Source organism: Dyella ginsengisoli LA-4 (genome assembly GCF_000334915.1).
GTDB lineage: Bacteria > Pseudomonadota > Gammaproteobacteria > Xanthomonadales > Rhodanobacteraceae > Dyella_A > Dyella_A ginsengisoli_A.
The window spans coordinates 48,339-73,930 of the sequence record NZ_AMSF01000016.1; the positions used below are offsets into that span (position 1 = coordinate 48,339).

The following is a 25,592-nucleotide window of genomic DNA, read 5'->3' on the forward strand; positions in this document are numbered from 1 at the left end:
ACAGGATTCCCGAGATGACCCGCAAGACACTCAAGGTCGCCCTGCTGCAGGAAACCCATCGCGGCAGCCGCGACGCCAACCTCGACGCGATCGAGGCCGGCCTGCGCGAAGCGGCTGCCGCCGGCGCCGAACTGGTGCTGCTGCAGGAGCTGCACAACGGCCCGTATTTCTGCCAGCGCGAGTCGGTGGACGAATTCGACCTGGCCGAGACGATCCCCGGCCACAGTACCGCGCGCATCGGCAAGCTCGCCGAGGAGCTCAAGCTGGTGGTGGTCGCCTCGCTGTTCGAGAAGCGCGCCACCGGGCTGTACCACAACACCGCGGTGGTGTTCGACCGCTCGGCGGCGATCGCCGGCAAGTACCGCAAGATGCACATCCCGGACGATCCGGCGTTCTACGAAAAGTTCTACTTCACGCCCGGCGACCTGGGCTTCGAGCCGATCGATACCTCGGTCGGCCGCCTCGGCGTGCTGGTGTGCTGGGACCAGTGGTATCCGGAAGCGGCGCGCCTGATGGCACTGGCCGGCGCCGACCTGCTGCTCTACCCCACCGCGATCGGCTGGGACCCGAACGACGCGCAGGACGAGAAGGACCGCCAGCGCGAGGCGTGGGTCACCGTGCAGCGCGGCCACGCGGTGGCCAATGGCCTGCCGCTGCTGTCGTGCAACCGCACCGGCTACGAGGCGGATCCGTCGGGCGTGGGCGCGGGCATCCAGTTCTGGGGCACCAGCTTCGTGGCCGGGCCGCAGGGCGAATTCCTCGCCCGCGCCGGCACCGACGCGCGCGAACTGCTGGTCGTCGACGTGGACATGGCGCGCAGCGAGCACGTGCGGCGGATCTGGCCGTTCCTGCGCGACCGCCGCATCGATGCCTACGGCGATCTGCTCAGGCGATTCCGTGACTGAATCCACGCCCCGCGACTGAACCGTGCCGACGGTCGCGCTTGTCCGGCACCGGCGCGGTCCCCATGCTTGGCATTCCCCCGCCCCGGTTCCAACGCATGACCGCTGACGCCGCCGATCTGTCCTCCCTTCCCGCCGCGCTGGTCGACCAGCCGATCGAGCGCGTCGAGCGCGACGGCGTGGAGTACGTGCTGCTCGGTACGGCTCACGTGTCGCGTGCCAGCGTGGACGCGGTCCAGGCGATGCTCGCGCACGAAACCTTCGATGCCGTGGCGGTGGAGCTGTGCGACAGCCGCGCGCACGGCATGCGCGACCCGGAGGCGTTCCGCCGCACCGACCTGTTCCAGGTGATCCGCCAGGGCAAGGCCGGCATGGTGGCGGCCAGCCTGGTGCTCTCCTCGTTCCAGCAGCGACTGGCCGACCAGTACGGCATCCAGCCGGGCGCCGAGATGAAGGCGGCGATGGACGGGGCCGAAGCGCGGAGCACGCCGGTGTGGCTGGTCGATCGCGATGTCGGCACCACGCTCAAGCGCGCCTGGCGCAGCGTCGGCTTCTGGCAGCGCTTCGGGCTGTTGGGCAGTCTGCTGGCCAGCGTGTTCGACCGCGAGGACATCGCCGAACACGAGATCGAGAAACTCAAGCAGAGCGACCTGCTGGAGAGCGCCTTCAGCGAATTCGCCAGCCAGTCCGAGCCGCTCTACCGCAGCCTGATCGGCGAGCGCGACAGCTTCATGGCCGCGCGTCTGCGCGAGGAAGCCGGACTCGCCGCGCCCTCGACGCACAAGGTACTGGTGGTGATCGGTGCAGGCCACCTGAAGGGCCTGGCCGCGCAACTGCGCGACGATCGAAGCGACCCGAGCGCCACCGCTGCCGAGCTGGCCCAGACACCCCCCAAAGCGCGCTGGCCGAAGTGGCTGGCCATCGGCCTGGTACTCGCGGTGTTCGCGATGATCGCCTACGCCTTCCACCGCAATGCGGCACTGGGCGCCGATGCGCTCTGGCACTGGGTGCTGTTCACCGGCGGCTTCGCCGCGCTCGGTGCGCTGGTCGCCGGCGGGCATCCGCTGAGCGTGGCGGCGGCGTTCGTGGCCGCCCCGATCAAGCCGTTCCGCCCCGGCGTGCCGGCCGGCGGCATCAGCGCGATGGCGGAAGCCTGGGTGCGCAAGCCGCGGGTGGGCGACTTCGAGACCCTGCGCGAGCAGGTCGGCCACTGGACCGGCTGGTGGAAGAACCGCGTGGCCCGCACCCTGCTCAACTTTTTCCTGGTCAGCATCGGCACCCTGATCGGCGAATACAGCGCCGGCGTGCACATCTTCCGCAGCCTGTTCTGAGCCGCAAGAAACTGCCCTCGCGCGGCGCCCCCGCGGCCGCGCGCGCGTGCCGGCGGATTGTTGTCGCTGGTCTCGGGCAGCCTCTATACTTCGGTGACTTTGGTGTCACGTACTTGCCGGACTCTGGGGATCTAACGCAATGACTCGACTGCAACTGCTCGGCCTCGCCGCGGCCGCCGCCCTGTTCACCGTGGGCAGCGCACATGCCGAAGGCGACAAGGCTGCCGGGCGCAAGCTCGTCTACACCTGCAACGGCTGCCACGGCGTCGAGGGCTACACGAACGCCTACCCGGATTACCCGGTGCCGCGCATCGCCGGCCAAAACGAGCAGTACATCATCAATGCGCTGCACGAGTACAAGAGCGGCGGCCGCACCCATCCGACGATGATGGCCCAGGCGCAGAGTCTGTCCGACAAGGACATCCAGGACATCGCCGCCTACCTCTCCAGCCTCGCCAAGTAAGCTGCCAAAGGATTCCGCATGACCCGTGCGCTCACCCTGATCTCGTTCGCCGCGCTGGCGTTCGCCTCCTCCTCCCTGATGGCGGCCGGCAATCCGCAGGCCGGCAAGACCAAGGCTGCGGCCTGCTTCGCCTGCCACGGCGCCGACGGCAACGCAGTCGATCCGCAGTACCCGCGCCTGGCCGGCCAGTACCAGGGCTACCTCGAGCAGGCCCTGCACGAATACCAGACCGGCGGCCGCAACAACCCCATCATGAAGGGCTTCGCCGCCACGCTGTCCGATCAGGATATCGAGGACATCACCGCCTACTTCTCCAGCCTGCCGACCAAGCTCAGCACGCTGAATGGGCACATCCAGGGCGACAAGTAAGCGTCTGCGTTGCCACAGGACACGAAAAAGCCCGCTTCGGCGGGCTTTTTTCTTGTCTGCCGCCTACCCCATGGCGGAGTCGCCGCGGCGCCCCTCGTAGTAGGGCTGGCTGCCCTTGGCGTGATCGGTGGCATCGCGCACCGCGGTCACCTCCGGCACCCGCTCGCGCAGGGTCTTCTCCACGCCCTGCTTCAGGGTCACGTCGACCATGCCGCAACCGTGGCAGCCGCCACCGAACTGCAGTACCACCACGCCCTCGGCATCGATCTCGCGCAGGCTGACCCGCCCGCCGTGCGAGGCCAGGCGCGGATTGATCTCCGCCTCCAGCACGTACTGCACGCGCTCCACCAGTCCGGCATCCTGGCCGGGGATCTGCCCCTTGATGCCCGGTGCACGGATGTTGAGCTGACCACCGGTGGGGTTCGGCTCGAAATCGATGCTGGCCTCGTTGAGCCACCGTACGCTGTCGCCCTCGAGGTAGAACAGAAAGCCCTCGCACTCGAGCGTCCACTCGCGACCGGTCAGGTCCCGCCGCTCGCAGAATTCGAGCTCGCAATCGGCAGCGGGAGTGCCCGCGGCGGTGACCCGCAGCCGGATGCCCAGCTCCTCGTCGCCCTGTTGCGCGAGCAGTTTGCGGAAATGGGCCTGGGCCCGCTCGGAGATGTCGATCATGGGGATACCGGTCGATTGGATGGGTGCCGTGGAGCCGCCCGGGTGAAAACAGCACCATTTTAGTGCTGTTTCGAAAGCATGTCGCCCGCTTTGACATTTCGCCGCACAGCTCCGACCCTTCGCATCCCCGAACCCTGGCTCCGGAGAAAGGCATGCACATCGACGATCTCGCCCAGCAACACTGCACCCCGCGCAGGGGCAGCGAGCATGCGCTGGACGCGGCCACGGTCGCCGGACTGCTTGCCGGGATGCCCGGCTGGTCGCTGGCCAACGATGGCAAGGCGATCGTCAAGGACTTCCGCTTCGACGACTTCCATCGCACGCTCGGCTTCATCAATGCCGTCGGCTTCATGGCCAACCAGGAAGACCACCACCCCGATCTCGAAGCCGGTTACGGCCACTGCAAGGTGCTGTGGTCGACTCACGATGTCGGCGGCCTCTCGCTCAACGACTTCATCTGCGCCGCCCGCGTCGAAGCGCTGCTCGCCCGCTGACAGTGCCCTCGGGCGGAATCCGCCTCGCGCGTGCTGCCGGCCTGCTGGCATGCACGGCCATCGCGCTGCTGGCGTTTCGCTGGCTCGCCGCGGAACTCGTGGCCGTCCATCTGGCGCACGCCGCCGGCCGGGTGGAGCAGGCCCTGCGGCAGGACCAGCCGCGCTGGGAATGGTCCCCGCGCGCCCCGCGCGACCTGGTAGCAGGGAGGGTCTTCGGCCACGGACGCGTTCGCCCCGCCCCCGGCGGTCTGGCGATCATGAGCACTGGCCCCGAACCGTTCGAGCTCGGCTTTCCGGTCGCGCAGCGGCTGGATCTCGCCCATTGGCCGATACTCGCCCTCCGCTCCGCGGGCCGGGCGGCGGCACGGGTAGGCGTGGTCTGGGCCGACGGCCGCGGCAGGGCCTGTCTCACCCCGGCCCTGCCCTGGCCGGCCGGTACGCCGCTGCGCATCGACCTGCGCAAACTGGACGCCGTCGATGCAGGCGGGCAGCGCTGCCCACTGCCTCTCGCCGCCACCATGCTGCGCCTGCGCGTCCAGGCCGCCGCCGGGACCACGTGGACGCTGCAGCAGGTGGCCCTCGCTTCGCCCGACCGGGCGGACGGACACCCCTCAACCACGGCATCGCCGGCCGCGCCGGCGAGCGTAAGGGAACAACTGGCGGCACTGGACGGCTCGATCCCGTCGCCGTGGGTGTGGCTTCCGGCCGACGCGTCGGCCGAACAGTTGCTGGCCTGGCGCGACGATGCCGTGCATCGGCAAGCCGGCGCGCTGGCGTTGCGGACCGACCATCCGCCGCGCCCGCCCGGCAAGTCCATGCCCGCGATCTTCGGCTGGCTGGCCTGTGCGGCATACCTCGCAGTCCTGCTCCTTCTGGCGCGACGTCCGCGCGCACCGGGACTCGCCCTGTTGGCAGCCTTCGCCGGCCCGCTGTGGCTGGTCGCGGGCCTGCAGTGGGGTGAGCGGTCGGGCTGGCCGGCCACCTGCGCCTTCGGCGGAGCCTTGGCCTTCGCCGGCTGGATCCATCGACAGGACCGGACCGAAGGTCGGTGGAACTGGATCGGCCCATGGACCACGGCAAGATGGTGGGCTCCGCTGCTGCTGGTACCGGTGGCGATCGCGGTCGGCCTGGTCTGGGGTCACCCGTTCGAACCGGTAAAGCCGGGCCGCGCGCTGGTCTATGTTGGCTGGGCGATGCTGCAGCAGTGGCTGCTGCTCGGCTTCGCCCTGCCGCGCCTGGAGCGGATCCCGCCATCCGGGCCGTGGCCCGTCCTGGGCGTAGCCGCGTTATTCGCCCTGATGCATACGCCAAACGGCACGCTGATGCAGCTATGCCTGCTGGCCGAGCTGTTCTGGGCCGCGTGCTTCTCACGCACCCGCAGCCTGCTTCCGGTTGCCCTCGCCCACGCCGCCAGCGCCCTCGTCGTCGGCGCCACGCTGGTTGGCCCGGTGCTGCGATCGCTGGAGGTCAGCGCACGCTTTTTCTTTTAGATCCAAGGACATCCAGAAAAGACTTCAAGTCCTCTGGAAGCGGCGCGGAGAAACCGTACGAACGGCCGTCGAGCTCGAAACCCATGTGCGAGGCGTGCAGGAACAGACGGTGCAGGCCGCGGTCGCGGAAGCGTTTGTTGGCTTCCTTGTCGCCGTATTTCGGGTCGCCCGCCAGCGGGTGGCCGATATGCGCAGCATGCACGCGGATCTGGTGGGTGCGCCCCGTACCCAGCGTCGCCTGCATCAGCCGGGCACCGGGATACTGTTCCATTTCCTGGAAAAAAGTGAGCGATGGCTTGCCGTTATCGGAAACTCTTACCATGCGCTCTCCGCCCTGGAGCACCGACTTGGCCAGCGGCGCGTTGACGTTGAACTTGGCCTTGGACGGATGCCCTACCATCAGGCAGAGGTACTGCTTGACCACCTGCCCTTCGCGGATCGCCGCCTGCAGGCCGGTCAGCCCGGCCCGGGTCTTGGCGAACACGAGCACACCACTGGTGTCCCGATCGAGGCGATGGACCAGTTCCAGATGCTCGTTCGGACGGGCCGCGCGCATCAGCTCGATCGCCCCGTGGCTGACCCCGCTGCCGCCATGGCTGGCCATGCCCGAGGGCTTGTCGATCACCAGGAAATGCTTGTCCTCGAAGATCACCGCGGCCGCCGCCTCGGCGACTTGGCCGGCGGCCGGCCCACGCGTCTCATGCTTTTCTGCGACGCGGACCGGCGGAATCCGCAGCAGGTCACCGGCGACCAGCCGCGTGTCCGGCTTCGCGCGCTTGCCGTTCACCCGCACCTGGCCGGTGCGAAGGATGCGATAGATGACACTCTTCGGAACGCCTTTCAGCATCGTGGCCAAGGCGTTGTCGATCCGTTGGCCGTCCCGTTCCGGGCCGACCTCGACTTGACGCACCCCGTGAGGTACGTCAGGGGAAGTTACCGTCTGCATTGAAAAAAATCCGCTTCAATAGGATACTCGACCGGCGCTTCGCCCTGCCCGATCCAGTGATCGTGCGGGCCCCGTCCGTCACGTCGGCGAGGATTGCGCCGGCCGCCTTCCCCGGGCGCCCGGTCGCTGCTCCCTTTCATCGTAACGGGTCGGATGGCGGTTTGTCCGAATCCTTCGAAGGAGCAGGCAGCCGCGGCGTGACAGCTAGAGGAATCATCGCCGGCACCCGGAATGGTGTCGTACTTTTGCCGCCCTCCCGCAAGCGGCGCGATCCCCGGCAGGCCGCCCCCAGTGGCGCCACCGAGGCACGCGACGCGCGGAAGGTCCAAGGAAAACAATACAATGAAGCGCATGTTGATCAACGCAACTCAGCGTGAAGAGTTGCGTGTGGCCATCGTCGATGGCCAGACCCTGTACGACCTCGATATCGAAATCCCGTCGCGCGAACAGAAAAAGGCCAACATCTACAAGGGCCGCATCACCCGCGTCGAAGCCTCCCTGGAAGCCTGTTTCGTCGACTATGGCGCCGAGCGCCACGGCTTCCTGCCGATCAAGGAAATTGCCCGCGAGTACTTCACCCCGGGCCTGGATCCGCACAAGGCGAACATCCGCGAGCTGCTGAAGGAAGGCCAGGAACTGGTCGTCCAGGTCGAGAAGGAAGAGCGCGGCAACAAGGGCGCTGCACTGACCACCTACATCAGCCTCGCCGGCCGCTACATGGTGCTGATGCCGAACAACCCGAAGGCGGGCGGCGTCTCGCGCCGGATCGAGGGCGAGGATCGGCAGGCGCTGAAGGAAGCGCTGGACCTGCTCAACGTGCCGGATGACGTCGGCCTGATCGTGCGTACCGCCGGCATGGGCCGCGACGCCGAAGAGCTGCAGTGGGACCTGGACTACCTGCTTACCCTGTGGCGATCGATCTCCGAGGCCGCCGCCAAGCAGAAGGCGCCGTTCCTGATCTACCAGGAATCGAAGCTGTTCATCCGCGCCCTGCGCGACTACCTGCGCAACGATATCGGCGAGATCCTCATCGACGAGGAATCGCTGTTCAACGACGCGCGCGAGTTCATGCAGCAGGTCATGCCCAACGCCCTGCGCAAGCTCAAGCTGTACAAGGACGACACCCCGCTGTTCTCGCGCTACCAGATCGAGACGCAGATCGAGAGTGCGTTCGATCGCCAGGTGCGCCTGCCCTCCGGTGGCTCGATCGTGATCGACCAGACCGAGGCACTGACCGCGATCGACATCAACTCGGCCAAGTCGACCAAGGGCGGCGACATCGAGGAAACCGCCTTCAACACCAATTGCGAAGCCGCGGTGGAGATCGCCCGCCAGCTGCGCATCCGCGACGCCGGCGGCCTGATCGTCATCGACTTCATCGACATGGACAGCCCGCGCCACCAGCGCGAAGTCGAGGAGAAACTGAAGGACGCCCTGAAGCTCGATCGCGCCCGCGTGCAGGTCGGCCGCATCTCGCGCTTCGGTCTGCTGGAGATGTCGCGCCAGCGCCTGCGGCCGAGCCTGGGCGAAGCGACCCAGATCGTCTGCCCGCGCTGCGAAGGCCACGGCCATATCCGCAGCGTCGAGTCGCTCTCGCTGTCGACCCTGCGCCTGATCGAAGAGCACGCGATGAAGGACAACACCGGCCAGGTGCTGGTGCAGGCGCCGCCGACGGTCGCCAACTTCCTGCTCAACGAAAAGCGCGCCAGCGTCGTGGAGATCGAACTGCGCAACAAGGTGCACGTGGTCATCGTCGCCGACCGCAAGCTGCAGACCCCGCACATCGAGATCCAGCGGATCAAGGAAGCGGAGATGGGTGAGCACAGCAAGCCCAGCTACGAGCGCCTGACGGCCGTCGAGGCCTCGCCGATCCCGAAGATGGGCCAGGCCTTGGGCAGCAGCGAGCAGCCCGCAGTCAGCGGGGTGGTGCCATCCACGCCGGCTCCAGTCCGGGAGGAGACCGCCCCGGTCGCTGCAGCACCTGTTGCCTCCCCCAAGGCGCCGCGTCGCCAGACGGCTGCACCGGCGCCCGCCCCTTCCGGCGGCCTGCTGTCCCGGCTGCTCGGCTGGTTCCGTGGCCCCGCGGACGCGCCCGCCACCCCGGAACCGGACAGCAACGAGCGCACTGCCAGCCGCCGCCAGGGACAGCGTCGCGACGAGCGCAATCGTCCGGCCCAGCAGGGCCAGGGCGGTGCGCCGCAGGGCAACAAGGGCAATCGCCGCGAGTCGGCCCAGCCGTCTGGTCGCGGCGGCGGCTCCCAGCAGCAGAAGGGCAACCGGCAGCGCGGTGGCGAGCAGGATCAAGGAGGCCGGACCCGCCAGGAGAAGGCATCCACCGGCACTACCCCGCGCCAGGACAAGGCCTCCCAGCCTCGCCAGCAGCAGCCAAGGACCGAAGCGGCGAACGCGAAGGCCGAGGTGGCAAACGTCCAACAAGCAGGAAGCCGCCAGGAGCGTCAGGCACCTGCCGCTGCGCGGCAACAGCCGCTGCAGGCCCCTGCCACGAATGAAGCCCCGGTCGAGGAGCAGCAGAAGCTGGCCGCAGCTGCCGCCGATCCTGTTGCCGTGTCGGCCCAACCTTCCCCGGAAGGCAGCGCCGAGGCCACCGACGGAAGCACCCCGCGCCGCCGTCGAGGCCGCCGCGGTGGGCGCCGCCGCCGTCGCCACGACGAGAGCGCTACCGGTACCACGGCCGATGCTGCGCAGCAGGCCGACGGTCTGGATGACGAAGATCGCGACGATCGGCACGACGGCGCCGAGGACGCCACACCGCAGGCACGGCCGGCCGAAGCAGGTCTGGCCGCGGCCGCAGCGGCAGTTGTCGTCAGCTCGTTGACCGACGCGGTGACGCAGGCTCCCAGCCAGACGGGCACGGAAAGTTCGAATGAAGGCGAGTCCGTTGCCGCTGCTCCGCCAGTGACGACGTTGGCGCCGTCAGCAGTGACGTCGTTCAACCTGCCCACCCTGCCGCCCATTCCACCGGCGTCGTCCGAACCTGCCGAAAGCGAATCCACCTTGACTGGCGATGCGGTAGAGGCAGAAGCGCCGGCAACCGCGATGGAGACACCCGCGCCGGCAGCGGTGCCAGCCGACTCCGGGGAAAGGCCGGACGACGTGGTATCCGTGGCTGAAGATGCCGGACTACCCAGCGAGACGGTGCCGCCTGTGGCGACTGCACATACCGACGCTTCGGCATCCGCACCTGCAGCCAGCCCGGCAGCAGAGCCGGCAGCCGCCGTCGCCCCTCCCGCGCAGGGTGACCTGCTGGTGCAGGCCAGCGTGACGTCAGCGGCCATGGACCAGGAAGCGATCGAGCCGGCCGTCGCCGAGCAACCGGAACTCGAATCGCAAGCGGACGAGCAGGCCTCCACTCCCCCTTCGGAAATGAAGAAAGAAGGCGAGGAGCATCACAAGCCGGATGGCAGCACCGGACAGGGCTGACAGGACTCCGGCGGAAGCCGGAGTCTCCGACAAACAAAAGCCGGGCTGATGCCCGGCTTTTGTTTTGCGCACGTCTCGCCGCCGATCAGGCGTTGGCGTGCTGGGCCTGCGTATCGATCAATCCGTGTACGGCCATCAGATGGGCCAGGCTGATCACATGGTCGACATTGAGCTTTTCCATCAGGCGCTGCTTGTAGGTCGACACTGTCTTCGGGCTGAGATTGAGTTGCTCGCCGATCAGCGTCAGCGGCTTGCCGCGAACCAGCATCATTGCCACTTCGAGCTCGCGACTGGAGAGCGTGTCAAACGGAGAGTCGCTGCCATCCAACGTGGCCAGCGCCAACTGCTGCGCCACGGCCGGCGCAAGGTAGCGTCGGCCGCTGGCCACCTGGCGAACCGCCGCCAGCAGCTCTTCGGCGGTACACCCCTTGGTGAGATAGCCGAGTGCCCCGGCATCGAGCAGGCGCTTCGGGAACCGGGCATCGTCAACCACGGTCACGATGACGATATGGGTATGCAACTTGGACCGAACCACACGCTCGGTAAGCTCGATGCCGCTCATGCCCGGCATATGGACATCCACCAGTGCGATATCGGGCGCCAGTGTACGGATCAGGCGCAGGCCCTCCTCCGCACTTCCCGCCTCACCGCGAATGCGGATATCCGGTTGTTGTTGCAGGATCATCCGGAAGCCGGTGCGAACCAGCTCGTGATCATCCACCAAGACAACATTGATCACTACGCTACCCTCCTTGGGTATTGAATCATCTTGCGCGCAAATTCCGCTGCACGCCAGCAGCCGGCGAAGCATGTCCGCTTGCCAACGGAATCGTCCGTTCCGCTATCGAAGATGCAGGCGGGCCGGCATCAAGGCGTTCGTCGCAACCGACGAACGAAAAATAGCTTGCCATTGCAGTGTGGGTCGATGCCGTAGGAGCACGCCTACTGACCGCGTACGGTATCCACCGGAAGGCGGGCGAAAAGTGGAGGCGGTCGCACAATGACCCACCCACCGCCACCGGGGCGGGCGGATAGCTAGCTTTCGGGAAAGGATTGGAGGGACTGGCTACGTGCCAGTTCGTCCCCTCGTCGCGTGCGGGCCTCGGAACACCAGGAAACCAGGTCGCTCCTTGCCGCCAACGCCTCAGGCGCGGTCGAACGGGCTCTTTCACCCGCCAGCATCCCTGCAAACAAGCGGAGCCCACGCCAAAGCGCTGAGCCCACATGCATCGTTTGCATCGTGTCTCTCCACAGCTGCCCCTGTGCAGCCGCGGGAAAAGACTAGCAACAACTTTCGGCAGATGCATGCTGCGACCACAAAAACAGAGACCAACAAAAAAGCCGCCTTGCGGCGGCTTTCAATTCGGGCGTGACACTGTTCTGCAAACCCGTTGTTATTGGTGCCCAAGGGGGGACTCGAACCCCCACGCCTCTCGGCGCTACCACCTCAAGGTAGTGCGTCTACCAATTCCGCCACCTGGGCAGGTGTATTACTTCTTGCTGCTAGCCGCCGGAGCGGGCGCTGCCGCGGGGACGTCGCTCGTGCTGGCGGGCTTGGCGGCCTGCGGCACGTCGCTGTTGACCGCCGCGGCGGGCTGCGCATTTTGGGAGGCCGGAGCCGACTTGGCAAGCCCTGCCATCACACCAAGATCGTTGTCCGATGCCTTCGGCGTGCCGCTGTGGCTCAGGTACATGCCCATGCCAAGGCTCAGCAGGAAAAACAGGCCTGCCAGCACCGCCGTCGCGCGACTCATGAAGTTGGACGAGCCACGCGCACCGAACACGGTGGCCGAAGCGCCGCCACCGAACCCCGAGCCCGCATCGGCACCCGCGCCGCGCTGCATGAGGATCAGCACGATCATCGCCGCGGCCACCAGGATGTAGAACACGCTGAAAATGACGAACATGACTTTTTTGGATTCCGTTGCGCTCAACGAGCGGCTTCGCAGATGCCGAGGAAATCGCCGGACTGCAGGCAGGCACCGCCTACCAGGCCTCCGTCGACATCCGGCTGCGCGAACAGTTGCGCAGCGTTTCCAGGCTTGACGCTGCCGCCGTAAAGCAGCCGAGTCAGACCCGCAATCATAGCATCCTCGCGGGACAGTTGGCTACGAATCAGCGCGTGCACATGCTGGGCCTGCTCCGGCGTGGCGGTGTGGCCGGTGCCGATCGCCCATACCGGTTCGTAGGCGATCACCGCAGTATCGAACGGTACGATGCCTACCAGGTCGAGGACCGCCTTGACCTGACGCTGCACCACCTGCTCGGTCTCGCCTGCTTCGCGCTGGACCAGCGATTCACCTACGCAGAGAATCGGCGTCAGCCCGGCCCCCAGGGCGGCTGCGAATTTGCGGGCGACCAGGGCATCGCTCTCATCGTGGTACTGGCGGCGCTCCGAGTGACCGACCAGCACCCAGTTGGCGCCAACGTCGGCGAGCATGGCCGCCGATACTTCGCCGGTGTAGGCGCCCTGCCCCTCATGCTCGCTCACATCCTGTCCGCCCAGACCGATCCCGGCCCGGGCACAGGCATCGGTGACCAGCGGCAGATAGGGAAACGGCGGGATCACCAGCACATCCACCTCCGGTGTCTGATGGGCAGCCAGTTCGGCGACGAGCGAGCTCGCCATGGAACGGCTGCCATGCATCTTCCAGTTGCCTGCGACCAGCTTCTTGCGCATGGGATATCCCGCAAAAAAGCGCGAGCTTAGCGATGGCCCGGTTCTCGGACAATTGCGCTGGCAGCCAATGCCGACACCCGCGAAGATGAGCGCCTGCCCGCAAGGAACTCCGTCATGTCCGACAAACGACCCTGCAGCCTCGTCACCGGAGCCTCCGCAGGCATCGGAGCGGCCTTTGCCCGGGCGCTGGCTGCCCGTGGTCATGACCTGGTGCTTGTCGCCCGCCGCGAGGATCGCCTGCGTGCCCTGGCCGAGGCACTACGGGAGCGGCACGGCACACGCTCCATGATGCTTGCCGCCGACCTCGCCGATCCATCGGCTCCGCAGCGCCTGTGCAATGCATTGGAGGCGGAAGGCTATGCCGTCGACTGGCTGATCAACAACGCCGGCTACGGCCTGCCCGGTACCCTGGTGGACAACCCCTGGCAGGCGCATGCCGCCTTCGTCCAGGTGATGATGACCGCACCCACCGAACTGGCCTGGCGGCTGCTTCCCGGCATGCGCGCGCGGGGGCATGGGCGCGTGATCAACGTGGCCTCGCTGGCCGGTTTCGTTCCCGGCACGGCTGGCCACACGCTGTACGGCGCCTCCAAGGCCTATCTGATCAAGCTTTCGCAGTCGCTGGCGCTGGAGAACCGCGATGCCGGAGTACATGTCTGCGCGCTCTGCCCAGGCTTCACCTGGTCGGAGTTTCACGACGTCACAGGTACCCGCCAGAAGATGAATGCGATGCCCCGCTTCATGTGGCTCTCCGCCGAGGAGGTCGCGCGCCAGGGTATCGATGCCGTCGAGCGCGGCGCGGTGGTGTACGTGCCGGGGCGCGTCAACCGCGTCATCAAGACCATCACCGAACTGCTGCCCGATCGTCTCGCCCTGTGGCTGTCCCACCGCGAATCCGCACGCTACCGCAACCGGCACGACTGAGGTCCATGCGCTAACGTGCACAGCCTGGACCATCATCGCGAGATCCCAGCATGTCCCTGTTTCCCAAGTACCCTGCGATGCAGCCGCTGCCCTACCGGAAGCCGACCGAAGGGCGCGACTACTGGGTGGTGGACGACGTGCTGCCGAACCCGGACGAGGTCCGCCAGCGCTGCCTGGCGAAGACCGACTGGGAGTATGGCTATCCGACCACGGGCGAGGTGTGGCCGGGCATGCGCGCGAATGAAGCACTGCTGCCGGCCGAGCTGGAGGCACTGGAGGCGCGGGTCCGCCAGCTCACGGACGCCAAACGCCTGTGGGTGGGGCAGACCGAGGACGGCCTCAAGCTCAACCACAACGTGGTGCAGGTGGTGGGGTCGCTGGAAGGCGCGGTCAAGCCGCACACCGATTCGCTCAACCTGTGCCGCTACGCCGCGGTGATCTACCTCAACCCCGACGTGCCGGAACGCTGCGGCACCAGCTTTTTCCGCCAGCGGATGCCCAACGGCCAGCTGGCCGGCAACATGGTGATGCCGCCGCACCGCAACCTGGTGGACGCGCTGGGCAATCGTTTCGTCGCACCCACGGCCTTCGTCGAGGACGTGCGCGTGCCGCACCGCTACAACCGCCTGCTGCTGTACAAGCCCAACATCATCCACAGCGCCAGCAGCTACTGGGGCATGGAGGACGCAGCCTCCAAGCGCATGACCGCGCTGTTTTTCTGGATGGCCTGAATGCGCAACGGGGAGCCTGTGCTCCCCGTCGCGCCGGCACCACGCGGAAGCGGAAGGCTCAGATCAGCTTGATCTCGCGCAGGCGCTGCATCAGGTACTCGTGCGAGGTCATCGAGGTGTCGTAACGGCTCGGGTTGTCCGGCGTCACGCACTGCGGCACCGGGTCGAGCACCACGTCCGGATTCGGATGCAGGAAGAACGGCACCGAGTAGCGCGGCTTGCGCGCGTTGTCGTTCTGCGGGTTCACCACCCGATGCGTGGTGGACGGGTACACGTGGTTGGTCAGCCGCTGCAGCATGTCGCCGATGTTCACCACGATGGCGTCGCCCCGGGTGGTGATCGGCAGCCACTGGCCCTCGCGGGTCAGCACCTCCAGCCCTTCGGCGCTCGCCCCCACCAGCAGGGTGATGAAGTTGATGTCCTCGTGGGCACCGGCGCGCACGTTGGGGATGTTGTCCTCGGTGATCGGCGGGTAATGAATGGGCCGCAGGATCGAATTGCCCTGGTCGGTCTTGTCCTCGAAGTAGTTCTCCGGCAGGCCGATGTGCAGGGCCAGCGCGCGGAGCACGCGGGTGCCGAGCTGGTCGAGCGCCTCGAACAGGCCGTAGCCGTATGCCTTGAAGTTAGGCACTTCCTCCGGCCACAGGTTCGGCGGCATCACGTCGGCGAACTTCGAATCGCGCGGAATCTCGCGCCCGACGTGCCAGAACTCCTTGAGGTCCGGGTAACTGCTGTCCTTGGCCGTTTCCACCTTGAACGGGGTGTAGCCGCGCGCGCCGCCGGACCCGGGCACGTGATACTTCATCTTGGTTTCGGCCGGCAGCGCGAAGAAGCGCTTGAAGGCATCGTAGGCACCGTCGACCAGTGCCGGATCGATGCCGTGGCCGCTGATGCAGCAGAAGCCGAATTCACGGTAGGCGGCGCCCAGCTCGGCGACGAAGGCGTCGCGGTCGGTGTCGTAGCGGCGGATGTCGAGGGTGGGAACGTTCTTCACTTTGTCTGACTCCAGGTTGGCGTGCGGTCGATTTCATCCGCCACCGCATCGGGCGGGGCACGTCGGGCCATTCCATGGCGACCTGGATACAGCTAGAGCAGGCTCACGAGCGTTCGGCGACGGATTTTACGACGTCTGCCAGGCTCTGTGCCAAAGCCTTCACTTCATCGGCATCGGCGCCCTCGACGGTGATGCGCACCACCGGCTCGGTGCCCGATGCGCGCAGGAACACCCGGCCGCGGCCCGCCATCTGCTGCTGGGCTGCGTCGACGGCCGCCGCCACCTCCGCATCGTCCAGCACGGCCTTGGCGTTGCCGCTGAAGCGCACGTTGAGCATTACCTGGGGCAACTTCGCCAGCCCGGCGCGGGCCTGCACCAGATCCTGGCCCGACTCGGCCAGCGCCTCGAGCACGGCGAGCGCGGCGACGATGCCGTCGCCGGTGGTGGCGCGGTCCAGGCACAGCACGTGGCCGGAGGTTTCACCGCCGAGCACGCCATCGTGCGCGCGCAGCTGCTGCAGCACGTAGCGATCGCCCACGTTGGCGCGCACCAGCGGCACACCCATCGCGGCGAGCGCCTTCTCCAGCCCGTAGTTGCTCATCAGAGTGCCGACCACCGGCCCCTTCAGCTCGCCCTTGGCCTGCCAGGCGCGGGCGAGCACGTAGAGGATGTCGTCGCCGTCCGCGAGCGCACCGGTGCGGTCCACCATCAACACGCGGTCGCCGTCGCCGTCGAAGGCGATGCCCAGATCCGCCTCCCGCTCGACCACCGCCTTCTGCAGCGCTCCGGGATGCGTGGAACCGACATCACGGTTGATGTTGAAGCCGTCCGGGGCATCGCCGATGGTGAAGACCTCGGCACCGAGCTCGGCGAACACCTTCGGTGCGACCTGGTAGGTCGCGCCATGCGCGCAGTCGAGCACGATCTTCATGCCGTGCAGGCTGAGCTCTTCCGGCACCGTCGCCTTGCAGGATTCCGCGTAGCGGGCCACGGCGTTGTCGATGCGGGTCGCCTTGCCCAATTGATCCGACGGCACGGTGGTGAACTCGCGCTCCAGCTCGGCCTCGATCGCCAGTTCCACCTCGTCGGGCAGCTTCTCGCCGGTGGCGGAGAAGAACTTGATGCCGTTGTCGTCGAACGGGTTGTGCGAGGCGCTGATAACGATGCCGGCCACGGCGCGCAGCGAGCGGGTGAGGAAGGCTACCGCCGGGGTCGGCAGCGGGCCCAGCAGCCGCACGTCCACACCGGCGGCCACCAGCCCCGCCTCGAGCGCGGATTCGAACATGTAGCCGGAGATGCGCGTGTCCTTGCCGATCACCACCGCCGGATGCTTCGGCACCTGTCCGCCGGGGATGCTCGGCTTGGCGCGGGCGGCGAGTACCGTTCCTGCGGCGCGGCCGAGGCGCAGCATGAAGTCGGCGCTGATCGGCCACTGTCCGGCCCGGCCACGGATGCCGTCGGTACCGAAGTACTTGCGCTGGGTCATGCAGATGTCCTTGAAGCCTGGAAGTGATGTCGGGCCGTCATCGCCCGGCGGTGGGGGAAGATCACTCGTCGTCCGGCCAGCGCGGCATCGACGGGGCCGGCTCCCTGCGCCGCGCCGGGCGGTTCGCATCCACGGCGTGCCATACCGCCAGCGCATCGACGGTGGCCTGCACGTCGTGCACGCGCACCAGCTTTGCGCCCTGCTGCACGGCGATGAGCGCCGCGGCGACCGAACCGGCAGCGCGGTCCGCCGGTGCGGTGCGCCCGGTGATCGTGCCGATCATCGACTTGCGCGAGAGCCCGGCGTACACGCCGCTGCCCAGGTCGGTGAAGCGCTGCAGGTCGCGCAGCAGCTCGAGGTTGTGTTCCAGCGTCTTGCCGAAGCCGAAGCCCGGATCGACCAGTACCTTGCGCTTGTCGATGCCCGACAGTTCGCAGGCGAACAGGCGATCGGCGAGGAAGCGGTGCACCTCGCCGACCACGTCGTCGTAATGGGGATCGTCCTGCATGCCGCGCGGCTCGCCCTGCATGTGCATGATGCACACCGGCACGCCCAGCGCGGAGGCGGCATCGAGTGCCCCCTCGCGGCGCAGCGCATACACATCGTTGATCATGCCGGCGCCGGCGGCTACCGCGGCACGCATCACCGCAGGCTTGGAAGTGTCGATCGAGATCGGCTTGTCGGTGCGCGCAGCCAGCGCCTCGATCACCGGCAACACGCGCGCCAGTTCGTCCTGCTCCGACACGTCGGCCGCACCCGGCCGGGTCGATTCGCCGCCGACATCGAGCATGTCGGCGCCCTGCGCCACCATCGCCAGGCCGTGCGCCACGGCGGCATCGAGATTGGCGTAGAGGCCGCCGTCGGAAAACGAATCGGGCGTGACGTTGAGGATGCCGACCACGCGCGGCCGGTCCAGCGTGAGCGGACGGCCGCTGCAGTCGAGCACGGTGGCGAACAGGTCGGCGGCGGACATGGCCGGCTTCAGCCCGCGCCGCCCAGCGCGCCCATGTGCTGGCGGTAGTAGCGCAGCTCGTCGATGGAGTCGCGGATGTCCGACAGCGCGGTGTGCGCCGAGTCCTTGCTGAACCCCTTGCCCACGGACGGCGCCCAGCGCCGGGCCAGCTCCTTGAGCGTGGACACGTCGAGGTTGCGGTAGTGGAAGTAGCGCTCCAGCTGCGGCATCTGGCGGTGCAGGAAGCGGCGATCCTGGCAGATCGAGTTGCCGCACATCGGCGACTTGCCGGCCGGCACCCAGGCCTTGAGGAATTCCACCGTCGCCTGTTCGGCCTTGGCGTGGTCGGCGTTGGATTCGAGCACCTGCTGCCAGAGTCCGGAGCGGCTGTGCTGGTTGCGGTTCCAGCTGTCCATCGCTTCGAGCCGATCGAGCTCGTGGCGGATGGCGAACACCGGCCCTTCGGCGAGGATGTTGAGATCCTTGTCGGTGACGACGGTGGCGATCTCCAGGATGGAGTCGGCATCCGTGTCGAGGCCGGTCATTTCCAGATCGATCCAGATCAGGTTGTCGTTGTCTTGGCTCATGTGCCCTCCCGGGCTGCGGATTCTAGCAGCAGGCATGCCACACGCCGCCCCATGCGATGATCTCCGGATGCAGACCTTCTTCTGGCATGACTACGAAACCTTCGGCGCGGACAGCCGGCGGGACCGGCCGGTGCAGTTCGCCGGCATCCGCACCACCATGGAACTGGAAATCGTCGGCGAGCCGGTGATGTTCTTCGGCAAACCGCCCAGCGATGCCCTGCCCCACCCCGAGGCCTGCCTGATCACCGGCATCACGCCGCAGCAGGCCGAGCGCGAGGGCGTGATCGAGGCCGAATTCGCCGCCCGCGTGCACGAGCAGCTGGCCGAACCGGGCACCTGCGGCGTGGGCTACAACTCGCTGCGCTTCGACGACGAGGTCACGCGGCAGCTGCTGTACCGCAACTTCTACGATCCCTACGGCCGCGAGTGGGAAAACGGCAATTCGCGCTGGGACCTGATCGACCTGGTGCGCATGTGCGAGGCACTGCGTCCGGAAGGCATCGCTTGGCCGACCCGCGAGGACGGATCGCCCAGCTTCAAGCTGGAACACCTGGCCCAGGCCAACCACCTGCAGCAGGAACGGGCGCACGACGCGCTGTCGGACGTGCACGCGCTGATCGACCTGGCCCGCCTCATCCGCGTGCGGCAACCCAGGCTGTGGGACTGGCACTTCGCCCTGCGCCGCAAGCAGCGCGTGTTCGAACTGCTCGACGTGGCCGGCATGACGCCGCTGGTTCACGTGTCCTCGCGCTACCCGGCCAGCCAGCACTGCCTGACCCTGATCGCCCCGCTGGCATTGCACCCGGCCCGTCCGGGCGAGGTGATCGTCTACGACCTGCGCCACGATCCCGAAGAGCTGATCGCGCTGGACGTGGAGGACATCGCCGATCGCGTGTTCACCGCCCGCGCCGACCTGCCCGAGGGCGTCGAGCGCATCGCGCTGCGCACCGTGCGCGCCAACCGCGCGCCGGCACTGGCACCGCTGTCGGTGCTCAAGGGCGCGGACCTGGATCGCCTGCAGCTCGACGTCGATCGCTGCCTCGGCCACGCAGTCACCCTGCGCGACGCCACCGGACTGCGTGACAAGGTGCAGCGCCTGTTCAAGCAGGCGGCAGCGATGCCGCCGGCGGAGGATCCGGAGCTGGCGCTGTACGACGGCTTCCTGCCGGACGCGGACAAGCGACGACTCACCGACGTGCGTGGCACGCCAGCCGAGGCGCTGGCCACGGCCGGAATCACCTTCCGCGACCCGCGCTACACCGAGCTGCTGTTCCGCTATCGCGCGCGCAACTGGCCGCAGACGCTCAACGTGGAGGAGCAGGACCGGTGGCAAGCCTTCCGGCGCGACCGGCTGACCCGTCACACCCCGCTGACCGGCCTCACCCTGGACGACTACTTCACCCGCCTCGAGCAGATGCGGCACGATCCCGCGCTGGCGGAGCGACGTCCCCTGCTCGACCAGCTCGAAGCCTGGGGCCGCCAGCTCGCCGCCGAACTCCAACCGCTCGCCTGACCGATCCGCCGATGCCCACCACCTACTTTTCGCCCGCGACCTTCCGCTTCCTCAAGGCCCTGGACCGCAACAACAGCCGCGAGTGGTTCCTCGACCACAAGAAGGACTACGAGCAGCACGTACGCGAGCCTTTCCTCGCCCTGATCGCCGACATGCAGGCGCCGCTGACGAAGATCAGCCCGCACTACCGCGCCGACGCCCGCAAGAACGGCGGCTCGCTGTTCCGCATCCACCGCGACACGCGCTTCTCGAACAACAAGCTGCCCTACAAGCCCTGGCAGGGCGCGCGGTTCTTCCACGAGCGACGGCACCAGATCGCCGCGCCCTCGTTCTACGTGCACATCCAGCCGGGCGACTGCTTCGCCGGCGGCGGCATGTGGCACCCCGAGCCGGACGACCTCAAGCGCATCCGCGCCTTCATCGCCGACAACCCCGCCGCGTGGAAGAAGGCCACCCGGAGCAAGGCGTTCCGGGACCGCTTCGAGTTCTGGGGCGAGTCGCTGACCCGCCCGCCGCGCGGCTTCGATCCGGCCCACGAGCTGATCGACGACCTCAAGCGCAAGGATTTCGCCGCCGGCCAGGGCTTCGACGAGGCGCTGGCCTGTTCGCCGCAATTGCTGCCCACGCTGGTGGACATCTATCGCCATCTCGCGCCGCTGAACGACTATCTGTGTGCGGCGCAGGAATTGGACTTCTAGGTAAGCGCGAAAAATACGGCCGCCTAGCCGAAGAGCATCGCGACTGAAGTCGCTCCTACAGGGGCGAGGTGGCGGTTTGTGGGAGGGGCTTCAGCCCCGACGCTTTCCCGCGGTGCGGCGGCCCGACCGCAGCCCCATGGCAACTCCCATTGCCGCCAGCGCGGCCAGCGCCACGTAATACGCCGGCGCCAGTGGACCGAGGCCCTTCAGCAGCGCACTGATCAGCGGCGGCGTGATGCCGCCGAACACGGCGTACGCCACGTTGTAGGAGAACGACAGGCCGCTGAAACGCACCGCCGGCGGGAAGGCCTGCACCATCACCGTGGGCACCACCCCGACCACGCCCACGCAGAACCCGGCCAGCGCATACAGCGGCAGGAAATGCGTCGCACCATGGTCCAGGTCCGCATACAGGCCCAGGGCGGCGAGCGCCAGCACCACCGCCCCGCCGCCCAGCGTCCGCGCCACGCCGAACCGGTCGGCCAGCACGCCGTAGACCAGGCAACCGGCCGCCAGCATCGCCGACGCGACGCTGTTGCCGAGGAACGCCTCCGCGGCTGGTCGATGGAACACGGTCTGCACCAGCGTCGGGGTCATCAGGATCACCACCACGATCGCCGCGGTGAGCGTCCAGGTCACCGCCATCGAGCGCAGCACCGCACCGGGGTGTCCGCGCAGCACGCGCTTCAGCGGCAGCCCGTCGGCCAGCGCCCGTCGCGCCTGCATCGCCTCGAACACCGGTGTCTCGCGCAGCCAGCGCCGCAGCCACACCGCGACGAAACCGAACACGCCGCCGAGCAGGAACGGCAGCCGCCAGCCCCAGGCCATCAGTTCGGCGTGGCCCAGCCGCTGGTTGATCGCCGCGGTCAGCAGCGAGCCGATCAGGATCCCCACGGTCAGCCCCGAGGTCAGGCTGGCGCAGGCAAAGCCGACCCGCGAGGGCGGCACGTGCTCGGCGACGAACACCCAGGCGCCCGGCACCTCGCCGCCCACCGCGATGCCCTGCAAGACGCGCAGCACGAGCAGCAGCACCGGTGCCAGCAGGCCGATCTGCGCGTACACCGGCAGCAGGCCGATCAGCAGAGTTGGCAGGGCCATCAGGAACACGCTGAGCGCGAACATCCGCTTGCACCCCAGCAGGTCGCCGTAGTGAGCTATCACGATGCCGCCCAGCGGTCGTGCCAGGTAGCCGGCGGCGAAAATGCCGTACACCTGCAGCTGCGCCAGCCACGGCGACGTGCCCTGTGGGAAGAACAGCTCGCTCAGCGGCAGCGCGAGGAACACGAACACCACGAAGTCGTAGAACTCCAGCGCTCCCCCCAGCGCGGCCAGGGCCAGGGTCTTGATGTCGGACCGGCCGAGGCGGTCGGCGGCAGGCGTGGGGCCAGCGGCAACGGGACTGCGCATGCGGAGCGGAACTCGCGTCGGAACAGGCGCGACACCTTACCCGAAGCGCCGGCGTGTGACGCGCCGCACCTTTCTGCCGCTGTGCGTCAAGACCGCGGTCATATCCCACTGCTAGCCTCCATTCGCTGCCGCATGGTCAGGGGTGATCGCGGCGGCAGTCGGTGCCCTCGGGGGAGGCGCCACATGCCATGGTCGACCTGCCGCAAGCCACGGATGGTCTGTCTCGCCCGTGCCTGCGTCCGCAGGCGATCCCACGCGCGGCCGCCAAGGCCGCTTCGCAAGGGAGAGACAATGTGAAACGCATGATGCTGATGGGGGCGCTGGCGCTGGCCAGCGCGGGGGTGCAGGCTGCCACCGGAGTGGCGCTGGTGCACGGCACGGGGAAGCAGACCGATGCCTACAACAATTACTGGCAGTCGGACATGGTCGAGGGCATCCGCAAGGGATTGGCCGATCCGAACAACCTGCTGGTGGTGAACTGCGATTTCGACCAGTACATGTGGGACGACCGCGCGGCCGGCTGCCTCGCCGGCCAGCTCACCAGCTTCATCCAGAACCGCAACATCGACCGCCTGATCGTGATCACGCACTCCAACGGCGGCAACGTGATGCGCTGGATCCTGTCCAACCCGACCTACGACGCGCGCTATCCGGCGATCATCCAGCGCGTCGTCAAGGTGGATGCGATCGCACCGTCCAGCGCGGGCACGCCGCTGGCCGACGCGGTGATCGCCGGCAACGTGTTCGAGAGCGCGCTGGGCTGGCTGCTCGGCTACAAGACCGACGCGGTACGCCAGCAGCAGGTCGGCTGGATGGCCGTCTACAACCAGCAGTATCTGCTGGGCACCTCCGGCCGCCCCGCCCTGCCGGTGCCGTTCCGCGACGTGGTCGGCACCGACGTGGTGTCTGCCGTGTGGTCCAGCCAGGCCTACTGCGGCGGCTATACGCAGAGCGTGGGACTGGAGATCACCCAGAACTGGCTGAGCAGCTGCTCGGACGGCTTCATCGAGTGCTCCAGCGCGCAGGCCGCGGGCACGCTCTGGTTCAAGGACAAGACCCGCACCAGCGGCGGCCAGGTGCTGAACCACAACCAGAGCCGGCGCGCCTGCTTCGGCCTGCCTTCCATCCTCGCCAACGACCTGAAGGGGTGATCGCGATGAACCGACGGATCCTTGCCGCCGGCGTCCTCGCCGGCCTCTTTGCCACCTCCGCCTTTGCCGGCACGCACGCCCTGCTGCCCGCGACGCCGACCGACATGGTGCCGGTCGCCCTGCAGGCAGCGCCCGCACCGATGCCCGCCACGGCAGCGACCCTCGCCGGCGTGGACATCCCCCGCCCGCACGCCGAGCACCGGCCGGTCAGCGTGAGCTGGGCGCTGCCCGCCGACGCCCCGGTGAATCCGGTGCCGCAACCGTTCGCCCGCACCAGTCGCGAGTACTGGACCGACGTATCGGCCACCGAAATGCAACGCGGCGTGGAGCTGCCGTTGTCCGCTCCCGGAGCGGTGATCCGGATCAGCCCCAGCGATCCCAAGGGCGGGCGGCTCGATGCCAGCGCGGTGACCTTCCGCATGAACGGCCAGACTCTCGCCGGCGACCGCGCGGCCAGCACGGTCGGCGACGTGGCCTCGTTGCGCGCGGCCGGCATGGCCGTGCCGGACGCCTCGCTGGTGATGCAGTTGCGTCCCGGACTGGGCGCCGGCCCGGTCACGCTGCAGGCGCCGAACGCCAGCGGTCGCTACGTGGTGCACGTGTTCGAGCCGAAGAGCCCGTTCACGGTGACCGCCAGGGCCGACCGCGACGACCTGCTGCTGGGCCAGCGCCTGCACCTGGATGTGGCGATGAAGGACGGCGACCGCCAGCGGCCGCTGCAGGCGGTCGGCGGCTTCCTGCGCGCTCCGGACGGCAGCACCACCCTGCTCGACTACCATGCCAATGCGGACGGCAGCTTCAGCACCGACGTGGCACCGGTGCAGCCAAGCCGTACGCCCGGCCTGTGGGAGCTGCACAGTTTCACCATCGGCGACGATGGCCAGGGCCACGCAGTGCGGCGCGACACCACCAGCGTATTCGCCGTGGCCACGCCGGACGCGAAGCTCGACGGCACGGCCGACACCCGCCGCGCCGGCCGCCACGGCATCGACGTCGCGCTCGGCGTCACGGTGGACAGTGCCAGCCGCTTCGCGGTGTCCGGCGTGCTCTACGGACGCGACGCGCAGGGCCGTCTGGTGCCGGGCGCGTTCGCCCAGTCGGCCGCCTGGCTGAAGCCCGGCGAACGCCGGCTCGTGCTGCGCTTCGACCCGTCGAGCATCGCGGGCATCGGCGCGCCGTACGAACTGCGCGACCTGCGCCTGCAGGACCAGCCGGCGATCAGCCTGGTCGAGCGTCGCGCGCTGGCGCTGCGGTTTGACCGCCCGTAAGTGAGTGCCCATCACCGCGGCGGAGAGCTTCTCCGCCGCGGTGAACCGGAAGCATCCAGGCCCTTCAGGCTTCGGCGAACGGAAACGCCAGCACATCGGCGATGGCATCGCTGCCGGCCAGGCACATCAGCAGCCGCTCGATGCCCAACGCCACGCCGGCGCAGTCCGGCATCGCGTCGAGCACGGCGAGCAGGCGGTGGTCGATCGGCACCTCGGGCAGGCCACGGGCTCGGCGCCGTTCGTTGTCGCGCGCGAATCGCGCGGCCTGTTCGGACGCGTCGTTCAGTTCGTGATAGCCGTTGGCCAGTTCGTAACGACCCAGATACAGTTCGAAGCGCTCGGCCAGCGGCGGATCGCCGTCACGCACGCGCGCCAGCGCGCACTGGCTGGCCGGATAGTCGTGGATCACCGTGATGCGATCGGACGGAAACGCCGGCTGCAGCTTGTGGGTGATCAGCAGATCCAGCCAGTCGTCGCGCTCCAGGCCTTCCGGATCGATGCCGGACTCGCGCAGCGGCACCTGCAACGCCTCGAGCGGATCGTGCAGCGGATCGATGCCCAGCTCGTCGAGGAACAGCTGCCGATAGCCGCTGATCACCACCTCGGCCCGTCGCCCCACCAGGGCCAGGGCCTGCTGCACCAGCTCGATGGTCTCCTCCATCAGCCGATGGTGGTCCCAGCCGATGCGGTACCACTCGAGCATGGTGAATTCGGGGTTGTGCCGGCCGCCGGCCTCGCCGTTGCGGAACACCCTGCCCAGCTCGTAGCAGTCGCCGACGCCCGCAGCCAGCAGACGCTTGAGCGGAAACTCCGGCGAGGTGCGCATCCAGCGCTGCGGCGCCCCGGCGTCGACGTGCCCGGTGAAGCGGGTGACGAAGCTCTCGATGTTCGGATCGGTGTTGCCTGCGGCCGAAAGGATGGGCGTTTCGACCTCCAGCACACCGCGGGTGTCGAAGAACAGGCGGATGAGGCGGTAGACGGCGGCGCGCAGGTGGAGGGCGACGTGGGGTTTGTGAGCTGAAAGAGTGAAAGATGCCCCCTCACCCCAGCCCTCTCCCCCGGCTGTGCCGGGGGAGAGGGGGCCAAAAGCTCG

Annotated in this window: 23 protein-coding genes, 1 tRNA gene and 1 pseudogene; 13 read left to right on the forward strand and 12 right to left on the reverse strand. The window is 68.0% G+C overall.

Going from position 1 to position 25,592, the window contains the following annotated elements:
- Nucleotides 1-14: 14 nt before the first annotated feature.
- The 4 genes from C693_RS0104425 (at nucleotide 15) to C693_RS0104440 (ending at nucleotide 3,065) form a co-directional block, all read left to right on the forward strand.
- Nucleotides 15-905 (forward strand): carbon-nitrogen hydrolase, encoded by an 891-nt coding sequence (locus C693_RS0104425; RefSeq protein ID WP_017461047.1) that lies wholly within the window; start codon nucleotides 15-17, stop codon nucleotides 903-905.
- Between the two features lie 95 nt (nucleotides 906-1,000).
- Nucleotides 1,001-2,233: a TraB/GumN family protein gene (locus C693_RS0104430; RefSeq protein WP_017461048.1), complete on the forward strand. Its 1,233-nt coding sequence runs from the start codon at nucleotides 1,001-1,003 to the stop codon at nucleotides 2,231-2,233.
- Between the two features lie 139 nt (nucleotides 2,234-2,372).
- Nucleotides 2,373-2,696 (forward strand): c-type cytochrome, encoded by a 324-nt coding sequence (locus tag C693_RS0104435; RefSeq protein ID WP_017461049.1) that lies wholly within the window; start codon nucleotides 2,373-2,375, stop codon nucleotides 2,694-2,696.
- 18 nt (nucleotides 2,697-2,714) lie between these two features.
- A complete protein-coding gene (locus C693_RS0104440; RefSeq protein WP_017461050.1) occupies nucleotides 2,715-3,065 on the forward strand; it encodes a c-type cytochrome in 351 nt (116 codons plus the stop codon).
- Nucleotides 3,066-3,128: 63 nt separating this feature from the next.
- On the opposite strand, the gene C693_RS0104445 is transcribed toward C693_RS0104440, so the two are convergent.
- Complete coding sequence (locus C693_RS0104445; RefSeq protein ID WP_017461051.1) at nucleotides 3,129-3,737, reverse strand: NfuA family Fe-S biogenesis protein; 609 nt, start codon at nucleotides 3,735-3,737, stop codon at nucleotides 3,129-3,131.
- A gap of 152 nt (nucleotides 3,738-3,889) precedes the next feature.
- Here C693_RS0104445 and C693_RS0104450 point away from each other — a divergent pair, with 152 nt between their 5' ends.
- Nucleotides 3,890-4,231 carry a 4a-hydroxytetrahydrobiopterin dehydratase gene (locus C693_RS0104450; RefSeq protein ID WP_017461052.1) on the forward strand — a complete coding sequence of 114 codons (342 nt, stop codon included), beginning with the start codon at nucleotides 3,890-3,892 and terminating at the stop codon, nucleotides 4,229-4,231.
- A gap of 98 nt (nucleotides 4,232-4,329) precedes the next feature.
- Complete coding sequence (locus C693_RS0104455; protein ID WP_157798550.1) at nucleotides 4,330-5,721, forward strand: CPBP family intramembrane glutamic endopeptidase; 1,392 nt, start codon at nucleotides 4,330-4,332, stop codon at nucleotides 5,719-5,721.
- Here C693_RS0104455 and C693_RS0104460 read toward each other — a convergent pair.
- Nucleotides 5,699-6,667, reverse strand: a complete 969-nt coding sequence (locus C693_RS0104460) for an RluA family pseudouridine synthase (RefSeq protein ID WP_083868232.1) — start codon at nucleotides 6,665-6,667, stop codon at nucleotides 5,699-5,701. The two genes, C693_RS0104455 and C693_RS0104460, sit on opposite strands and share 23 nt — an antisense overlap.
- Before the next feature lie 342 nt (nucleotides 6,668-7,009).
- Here C693_RS0104460 and C693_RS0104465 point away from each other — a divergent pair, with 342 nt between their 5' ends.
- A complete protein-coding gene (locus C693_RS0104465) occupies nucleotides 7,010-10,108 on the forward strand; it encodes an Rne/Rng family ribonuclease (protein WP_017461055.1) in 3,099 nt (1,032 codons plus the stop codon).
- 85 nt (nucleotides 10,109-10,193) lie between these two features.
- Here C693_RS0104465 and C693_RS0104470 read toward each other — a convergent pair whose 3' ends face one another.
- The 4 genes from C693_RS0104470 to tpiA all read right to left on the reverse strand — a co-directional run bounded on the left by C693_RS0104470 (nucleotide 10,194) and on the right by tpiA (nucleotide 12,788).
- Nucleotides 10,194-10,847 carry a response regulator gene (locus tag C693_RS0104470; protein ID WP_026107178.1) on the reverse strand — a complete coding sequence of 218 codons (654 nt, stop codon included), beginning with the start codon at nucleotides 10,845-10,847 and terminating at the stop codon, nucleotides 10,194-10,196.
- 659 nt (nucleotides 10,848-11,506) lie between these two features.
- Nucleotides 11,507-11,591 (reverse strand) — tRNA-Leu (locus C693_RS0104475).
- Nucleotides 11,592-11,598: 7 nt separating this feature from the next.
- The gene (gene secG / locus C693_RS0104480; RefSeq protein ID WP_017461058.1) at nucleotides 11,599-12,015 is read right to left on the reverse strand and encodes a preprotein translocase subunit SecG; all 417 of its coding nucleotides are present in this window, start codon (nucleotides 12,013-12,015) and stop codon (nucleotides 11,599-11,601) included.
- Between the two features lie 23 nt (nucleotides 12,016-12,038).
- Complete coding sequence (gene tpiA / locus C693_RS0104485; protein ID WP_017461059.1) at nucleotides 12,039-12,788, reverse strand: triose-phosphate isomerase; 750 nt, start codon at nucleotides 12,786-12,788, stop codon at nucleotides 12,039-12,041.
- A gap of 114 nt (nucleotides 12,789-12,902) precedes the next feature.
- Between tpiA and C693_RS0104490 the strand changes: the two genes are divergently transcribed.
- Together C693_RS0104490 and C693_RS0104495 are read left to right on the forward strand one after the other, a co-directional pair.
- Entirely contained in the window at nucleotides 12,903-13,712 is an 810-nt protein-coding gene (locus C693_RS0104490) for an SDR family NAD(P)-dependent oxidoreductase (RefSeq protein WP_017461060.1), read from the forward strand.
- Nucleotides 13,713-13,762: 50 nt separating this feature from the next.
- Entirely contained in the window at nucleotides 13,763-14,443 is a 681-nt protein-coding gene (locus C693_RS0104495; protein ID WP_017461061.1) for a DUF6445 family protein, read from the forward strand.
- 58 nt (nucleotides 14,444-14,501) lie between these two features.
- Here the strand turns inward: C693_RS0104495 and C693_RS0104500 are convergent, their stop codons facing one another.
- The 4 genes from C693_RS0104500 to orn all read right to left on the reverse strand — a co-directional run bounded on the left by C693_RS0104500 (nucleotide 14,502) and on the right by orn (nucleotide 18,462).
- On the reverse strand, nucleotides 14,502-15,437 hold the full coding sequence (locus tag C693_RS0104500) for an isopenicillin N synthase family dioxygenase (RefSeq protein WP_017461062.1): 936 nt from the start codon (nucleotides 15,435-15,437) through the stop codon (nucleotides 14,502-14,504).
- Nucleotides 15,438-15,540: 103 nt separating this feature from the next.
- A complete protein-coding gene (glmM, locus tag C693_RS0104505; protein WP_017461063.1) occupies nucleotides 15,541-16,923 on the reverse strand; it encodes a phosphoglucosamine mutase in 1,383 nt (460 codons plus the stop codon).
- 61 nt (nucleotides 16,924-16,984) lie between these two features.
- Complete coding sequence (gene folP / locus C693_RS0104510; protein WP_017461064.1) at nucleotides 16,985-17,896, reverse strand: dihydropteroate synthase; 912 nt, start codon at nucleotides 17,894-17,896, stop codon at nucleotides 16,985-16,987.
- Between the two features lie 8 nt (nucleotides 17,897-17,904).
- Entirely contained in the window at nucleotides 17,905-18,462 is a 558-nt protein-coding gene (gene orn / locus C693_RS0104515) for an oligoribonuclease (RefSeq protein WP_017461065.1), read from the reverse strand.
- Between the two features lie 67 nt (nucleotides 18,463-18,529).
- Here orn and sbcB point away from each other — a divergent pair, with 67 nt between their 5' ends.
- Together sbcB and C693_RS0104525 are read left to right on the forward strand one after the other, a co-directional pair.
- Nucleotides 18,530-19,975: an exodeoxyribonuclease I gene (gene sbcB / locus C693_RS0104520; protein WP_017461066.1), complete on the forward strand. Its 1,446-nt coding sequence runs from the start codon at nucleotides 18,530-18,532 to the stop codon at nucleotides 19,973-19,975.
- 11 nt (nucleotides 19,976-19,986) lie between these two features.
- On the forward strand, nucleotides 19,987-20,673 hold the full coding sequence (locus tag C693_RS0104525) for a DUF2461 domain-containing protein (RefSeq protein WP_017461067.1): 687 nt from the start codon (nucleotides 19,987-19,989) through the stop codon (nucleotides 20,671-20,673).
- A gap of 90 nt (nucleotides 20,674-20,763) precedes the next feature.
- Here C693_RS0104525 and C693_RS0104530 read toward each other — a convergent pair whose 3' ends face one another.
- Nucleotides 20,764-22,080, reverse strand: a complete 1,317-nt coding sequence (locus C693_RS0104530) for an MFS transporter (RefSeq protein ID WP_017461068.1) — start codon at nucleotides 22,078-22,080, stop codon at nucleotides 20,764-20,766.
- Nucleotides 22,081-22,382: 302 nt separating this feature from the next.
- Here C693_RS0104530 and C693_RS0104535 point away from each other — a divergent pair, with 302 nt between their 5' ends.
- Both C693_RS0104535 and C693_RS0104540 read left to right on the forward strand, forming a co-directional pair.
- A complete protein-coding gene (locus C693_RS0104535) occupies nucleotides 22,383-23,231 on the forward strand; it encodes a hypothetical protein (protein ID WP_017461069.1) in 849 nt (282 codons plus the stop codon).
- A 5-nt stretch (nucleotides 23,232-23,236) separates the two neighbouring features.
- A complete protein-coding gene (locus tag C693_RS0104540; protein WP_241762631.1) occupies nucleotides 23,237-24,499 on the forward strand; it encodes a DUF4785 domain-containing protein in 1,263 nt (420 codons plus the stop codon).
- A gap of 64 nt (nucleotides 24,500-24,563) precedes the next feature.
- Here the strand turns inward: C693_RS0104540 and epmA are convergent.
- A pseudogene (gene epmA / locus C693_RS0104545) lies at nucleotides 24,564-25,499 on the reverse strand (EF-P lysine aminoacylase EpmA); the annotation flags it as partial.
- Nucleotides 25,500-25,592 lie beyond the last annotated feature (93 nt).